The sequence below is a fragment of the Enterobacteriaceae endosymbiont of Neohaemonia nigricornis genome, assembly GCF_012571795.1.
Classification (GTDB): Bacteria; Pseudomonadota; Gammaproteobacteria; order Enterobacterales; family Enterobacteriaceae.
Genome location: NZ_CP046223.1, coordinates 1 through 6337 on the forward strand (window position 1 = coordinate 1; position 6337 = coordinate 6337).

Below are 6337 nucleotides of genomic sequence, written 5' to 3' on the forward strand. Positions count from 1 at the left end.
ATGAAAAAATACGCAAATTTCTTAAAAATCATTTTTTGTTCTAGTACACTTGTTTCTTTTGCAAATATTTTTATTGTGCATACTATAGTTAACATCAAAAAAATGAATAATGGTTTTATAAATAGTTATATTAAAAAGAAAGGAATACATCGCGATTATGATATAGTATCAAAAATTGTAAATTCTAATTTTTATAAAAAACAAAAAAGAAAAGTTAATTTGTTAACAAAAGATAGCTTAATGTTAAGAAAAAATAAAGGCAGATTAAGAGCTATTAATACCAAATACATGTTATCAAATAAAAAATTAAGAACTGAATTTATAAATAAAATATATGTAATAGACAAAATAGTAAAAATTATAAACAACAAACATTATTTTATAAATAAATTAATATCAATTAATACTATTGATAATAAAAGCACTATTTATATATTAATTACGGAATCAAACACAAAATTAATATCATTATGTAATATGTTATTACATAAAAGTAATAAAACAAGTTTTAATACTATAAACAATAAAAATATACCACAACAAGATCAGAATGACGTTCAAAGAACTCTTAAAACCATTAGAATAAAAAACTATAAAACAATAGATAATCAAATTAAAAATATTAATAATTTTTTTAATTCCATAAATATAAAAAATTATAAGAGTTCATTAGGTATTATGTTTGCTAACAAAATTCCTACAATTATTAAATTAAACCTAAAAATTTTTGCCCCTATTATAGATAAAAAGGATTTTTTATTTTTTATACAAAATAATTTTAATTTTCTTAATCAAAGAAAACAAATAAATATAGGTTTAGGTATAAGAAAATTTTTCTCACAACAAAATTGTTTGCTAGGAGCAAACAATTTTGTTGATTATGACTTAACATTAAAACAAAAAAGAATAGGTTTTGGCATCGAATTTTGGCAACCATTAATAAAATTAAATGCTAATATTTATATCGGTCTAAATGGATGGAAACAGATACAAGCCCCTAATAAAAATTATACAGAACAAATTACTACAAAAAATAATATAATTATGGCAAGACCAGTAAATGGATTTGACATAATAGCAACAGGATCTATTCCAAAAATCCCTAAAATTATATTTAATTTGAAATATAATAAAAATTTTCATAACTACTTTTTTAACAAAATCCAAAAAAATATAGAAAAAAATAAAATAAAATATCCGTCAATTTTTTCTTTTGGTATTAATTATCAAATAAACTCAATATTAAATATTATATTAGAAAAAGAAATAAATGGGGGAGAAAATAATACAACATTAGGAATAGGTTTAAATTTAAATTTAAATAAATCAATAAATGAACAAACACATAATAACAAAAATCAATACACAAATAATTTTAATAAATTAAATAAATACGATTTTGTAAATAGAAATGATAATATTATTATAGAATATATAGATAAAAAAATCGAAAAAGTTAGTATAAAAAATACAAATATTATTAATTATCCTAGTACTAATAATATTATTGAAATATATAATGCAAAATTAATAAAAAATATCGAATTCAAATATAATAATAATTTTTTAATAAATAAGGGTAAAATTGTTAATAATAATAATAATAATATTATAGTTATTTTACCAAAATATATTAGTAAGAATAATTCAGATAATAAATTAAATAATCAGCAAAATAACTATAATATTAAAGTTATAATAGAAGATATTTACAAAAACAAACAAAATTTTGAAATAAAAATTCAAGTATTATGCCCTACTAAACAACAAATAGATCAAAATAAATCTATATTAAAAATATGTACAGATAATACAAAATATAAAATACCCAAAAATATAAAAGTATGTTTTTATGCAAAAGATAAAAATAATAATGCTATTTCTAATATTCGAGATATTAAATTTATTGTAAAAAATAAAGATATAGAAACACAATTTACAAATATTACAGAAAAACCATTAGGAGTTTATTGTACTGATATACTTATTAATACTATAGGTGAAAATATTATTAAAGTAAAAATTAATAATAATACATATGAAAATTTATCAAAAAAAGTAATTTTTACTGGTAATAATGAAATTACTAACTTATATATTTTTAATGAAAAAACAACATATAAAGCTAAAATATCTGATCATGTTAACTTAAAATTAAAAATTATTACTGAAGATAAAGATGCAATTACAAAACCACAAAGTATAATTATAAAAACCTTATCTATAAAAAATAGACAACAGATAGATATGAAAAATAACATTAATGTAAAACCAAAACCATTACATATTAAAAATTTAAAAACTAATATAACTTTAATTAATAATGATTATAAGTTTATGACAGATGAAAATGGAGAACTACATTTACAAATATCTAGTCCTGATGGTTTAGGTGTAAAAACAACACTGAGTATTAATATAAACAACAATAATAAAATAATTAAAATTATAAATTTTATATTTACAGTACCAACAAGCCCAGACATAGATAAAGCAAATATGTATGGACACATGCAAGATACTATTATGTCTAATAATATTACTTTACATAGACCTCCACTATATGCAGAATATATAGGAGGAAAAAATGATAAGTTGTATTATTCGAATGAATATTGGTCTATTTTAGATTATGATAATGCTAAAAAATATTGTAAAAGTATCAATGGCACTTTACCTTCTAAAGAAACTTTAATCAAATTTAACAAAAATTTAAATAATTATGATTTATTAAATATTTATGGTTGGCCAATATATAGTAAACGCACATCATTTATATGGTCTTCATCTATAGATAATAATAATAATATGAAATATTATTATTATGTTGATTTATTAAACAATAAAATTTTTAAGGGATTATCAAGTAGTACTTATAATGTTTTTTGCGAAATTTAAATAATTTTATTATAAAAAATATATTATTTTTGATCTAAAATAATATTTAAATATTATTTAATTATATAATAATATGTAATTATAGTTATACTATATATTTATAATAAAAAATGAAAAAATTATTTTTCTATAAAAAAATATTGCAAAAAACAGTTATTTTAGCTATAGCATTATTTTTATTTCATACTAAATTATTTGCTGAAGATAAACGTCATGTACAAGAACCAATTATACCTAAAACTTGTAAAATTTTAGAAGCAAATGATCAAGATTCAACAAATATCTTACAACAAGCAATTAATGTTTGTGCTAAACAACATCAAATTGTTCATTTAATATCTCATAATAATAAAAATATTTTTTACTCAGGTCCTTTAAATATCCCTTCTTATGGTGGTCTTTTAATTGATAAAACAGTAATATTAAAATCTATAAATGACCCTAATCTTTATAATATTAATAATAATCAAGATTGTGGTACATTAAATAATTCTGGTAAGGGATGTAAACCATTTATTACTATTAATGGTGAAAATAATGGTATTTATGGCAATGGTTATATAGATGGACAAGGAGGGCATATTTTAAAAAATAAAAATTTTACCTGGTGGCAATTAGCTACAGAAGCTAAATTAAAAAATAAAAAACAAAATGCTCCACATTTAATTGATATTAATAATAGTAAAGACGTTGTTTTATATAAAATTCATTTAATAAATTCACCAAATTTTCATATTGTTTCTCATAAAACAAATGGTTTAACAATCTGGGGTATTAGTATTAATACCCCAGCAGATGCACGTAATACTGATGGTATCGACCCCTCATCTTCACAAAATATAACTATTACACACACTAATATTAGTACTGGAGATGATAATATTGCAATAAAAGCAGGTAGTACAGGAGAATCAAAAAATATTAGTATTATAAATAATAATTTTGGATATGGTCATGGTATGTCTATAGGCAGTGAAACACAAAGTGGTGTAAATAATATTTTAATAACAAATTTATCTTTAATAAATACTACAAATGGGTTAAGAATTAAAAGTGATAGTACAAAAGGTGGATTAGTAAATAACATATATTATAAAAATATTTGCATGTTTAATGTTAAAAATCCTATTGTTTTAGATGCATTTTATAAAATTGTAAAAATAAATGGGGAACATATTCCTCAATTTAATAATATATATTTTGAAAATATTAGTGTATTAACACCAGGGCAATTTGTTTTTAATGGTTTTGATGTTAATCATATTATACAAGTTTTTTTTAAAAATATACATATACATCCTGGATCTATATGGACAAAACATAATGTTCATATTAATGGATCTATAAACTATGATACTAATGCAGATCATTGCCCTAATATGTAATTTTATTAAGGAGAATTAATTACAATAAAACGAGTTTTATTATTAATAATATTAGATATATTATGTTTTATTACATATAAATTATAGAACTTAGCTGCTATTTTATTACTAATAGCAGCTAAGTTACTATTTGTGTTACAGAATGATATATATTGTAATGCATAAGAAGAACTAGAAGAATATTTAATATTCCATGAATATTTCTTAATAAACATACTACATTGCTTTAATGGTTGAGGGTGACTAATAATGGTTGTAATATTATTTAAAATTAAATTATTGTTATTACTAATTAAACAATGGTTAATAGGCATATCAAAATAAAAGAATATTTTTACACTATTTTTTTGTATCAATGTATATACATCTTTTATTATACCAGTATAATTATTTATTAAAGGCACTATAGAATAGTGAGCAACTTTTAATTTTAGAGTATGAAATATTTCTATAAAGTTATTACAAATAATATTAATAATAATATCTGTATTGTTTTTTAAATGTTTTTTTATATAGTATAGAGTTGCTAAATGTGAATAACTACCAATAGGTCCTAAAAAAGAAAAAGTAATAATATTATTACTTTTTCTAAATTCTTTATTATTTAATAAAGAATTATACTGTATATATAAAATATTATTTTTAATAGACATAAAATTTATATTAATAAATATTTATTTTTATAAAAATTTATTATTTAAAATAACATACAAATATACTAAAAACAAAATTAAAATATAAAAATATTATTTTTTAATTATATGCACAAAATCATTCTTATCGATCCAACATTTCCATCCTGTTGCTTTATTGACATCTAATAATGATTTTTTTAAATTTTGTCTAAATTTCCATAATAATTTAGTTGTACTACCACATAATTTATTTAATGTACTTACTTTATAACACAAAGGAATTTTATGTGAACAATAAAAACAATGTATCCATTGAGATAAATATTTGCCTTTTAATTGTTTTCTTTCTTTTAAAGAAATTGCTGTCCACATTTCATCAGTAAAAAATGTTACTATCTTCTTATTTAAAACAATAACATGTTTTTTATTATTATTAATATTTCTATACCATTCATGTAATAAATGACCTATATAAAAACTATTCTGATAACTAATTTCTATAACACATATAGATAATCTTAATAAACAAGATTTTAACCATTTATAATCTTTAGTCCCAGTACTTCTATCTATAGAACGTAAAAATGAATAAGTAGAAAATTCTACTTTATCACCTATAGGAACAGTATACCTATGTAAACATTCTAACCAAACATCTAAATCTGATTGATCTAATTGTTCTCCAGTAAAACGTATATATATACCCTGTAAAGAAAATTTTAAAATATTTTTTTCATATTTACGCTGTCCTTTCTTAATAACACTAAATAGAGAACTACGTAACATAATATTAGGAATCACTCTCTTACTGTGTGATAAAAATGGTATAACATTATTATTTTCGTCATAATCTAAATGATAATTAACATTTTTTTTTGATTTATAACGTACTAAGACTGATTTATCTTTAGCATTATTGCTAAAGCAATAATGCTTATTGTTATCATTATAGTTCGCTTTTTGAACTAAAGAATTTATTCTATCGTATATTGATTTACACATTTTAATTATTTTTCTGTAAAGAAAAAATTAAAAAACATAAAAACAAATAAAAAAAGTACATGCAAACCTTAACCAAAAACACTATCTAATAACAAAACATTTTATTAAAAAAAAAAACAAATGTCAATAGATTTAATCATCAGGATAGCAAGTAGCAATAATCAGGATAGCAAGTAGCAATAATCAGGATAGCAAGTAGCAATAATCAGGATAGCAAGTAGCAATAATCAGGATAGCAAGTAGCAATAATCATTTATAATCATTTATAATCATTTATAATCATTTATAATCATTTATAATAATTTATAATAAAATCAATTGACAAAAAAGAAATAATGGTTTATGATCTGTTAAATGCAATGAATCAAAACTATCTTTTAAACACATTTACAGAAAAACATAAAATTAAGATTGAAT

4 protein-coding genes are annotated in these 6337 nt (G+C 20.1%); 2 read left to right on the plus strand and 2 right to left on the minus strand.

The features are described from left to right. Positions 1-2898, plus strand: a complete 2898-nt coding sequence (locus GJT85_RS02300; RefSeq protein ID WP_211080557.1) for an inverse autotransporter beta domain-containing protein — start codon at positions 1-3, stop codon at positions 2896-2898. Positions 2899-3008: 110 nt separating this feature from the next. Beyond that, the gene (locus tag GJT85_RS02280; protein WP_208754617.1) at positions 3009-4283 is read left to right on the plus strand and encodes a glycoside hydrolase family 28 protein; all 1275 of its coding nucleotides are present in this window, start codon (positions 3009-3011) and stop codon (positions 4281-4283) included. A 5-nt stretch (positions 4284-4288) separates the two neighbouring features. Here GJT85_RS02280 and GJT85_RS02285 read toward each other — a convergent pair whose 3' ends face one another. Both GJT85_RS02285 and trfA read right to left on the minus strand, forming a co-directional pair. Next, positions 4289-4936 (minus strand): prephenate dehydratase domain-containing protein, encoded by a 648-nt coding sequence (locus GJT85_RS02285; RefSeq protein WP_208754618.1) that lies wholly within the window; start codon positions 4934-4936, stop codon positions 4289-4291. Positions 4937-5029: 93 nt separating this feature from the next. Next, positions 5030-5920 (minus strand): plasmid replication initiator TrfA, encoded by an 891-nt coding sequence (gene trfA / locus GJT85_RS02290; protein ID WP_208754619.1) that lies wholly within the window; start codon positions 5918-5920, stop codon positions 5030-5032. Positions 5921-6337: the final 417 nt, after the last annotated feature.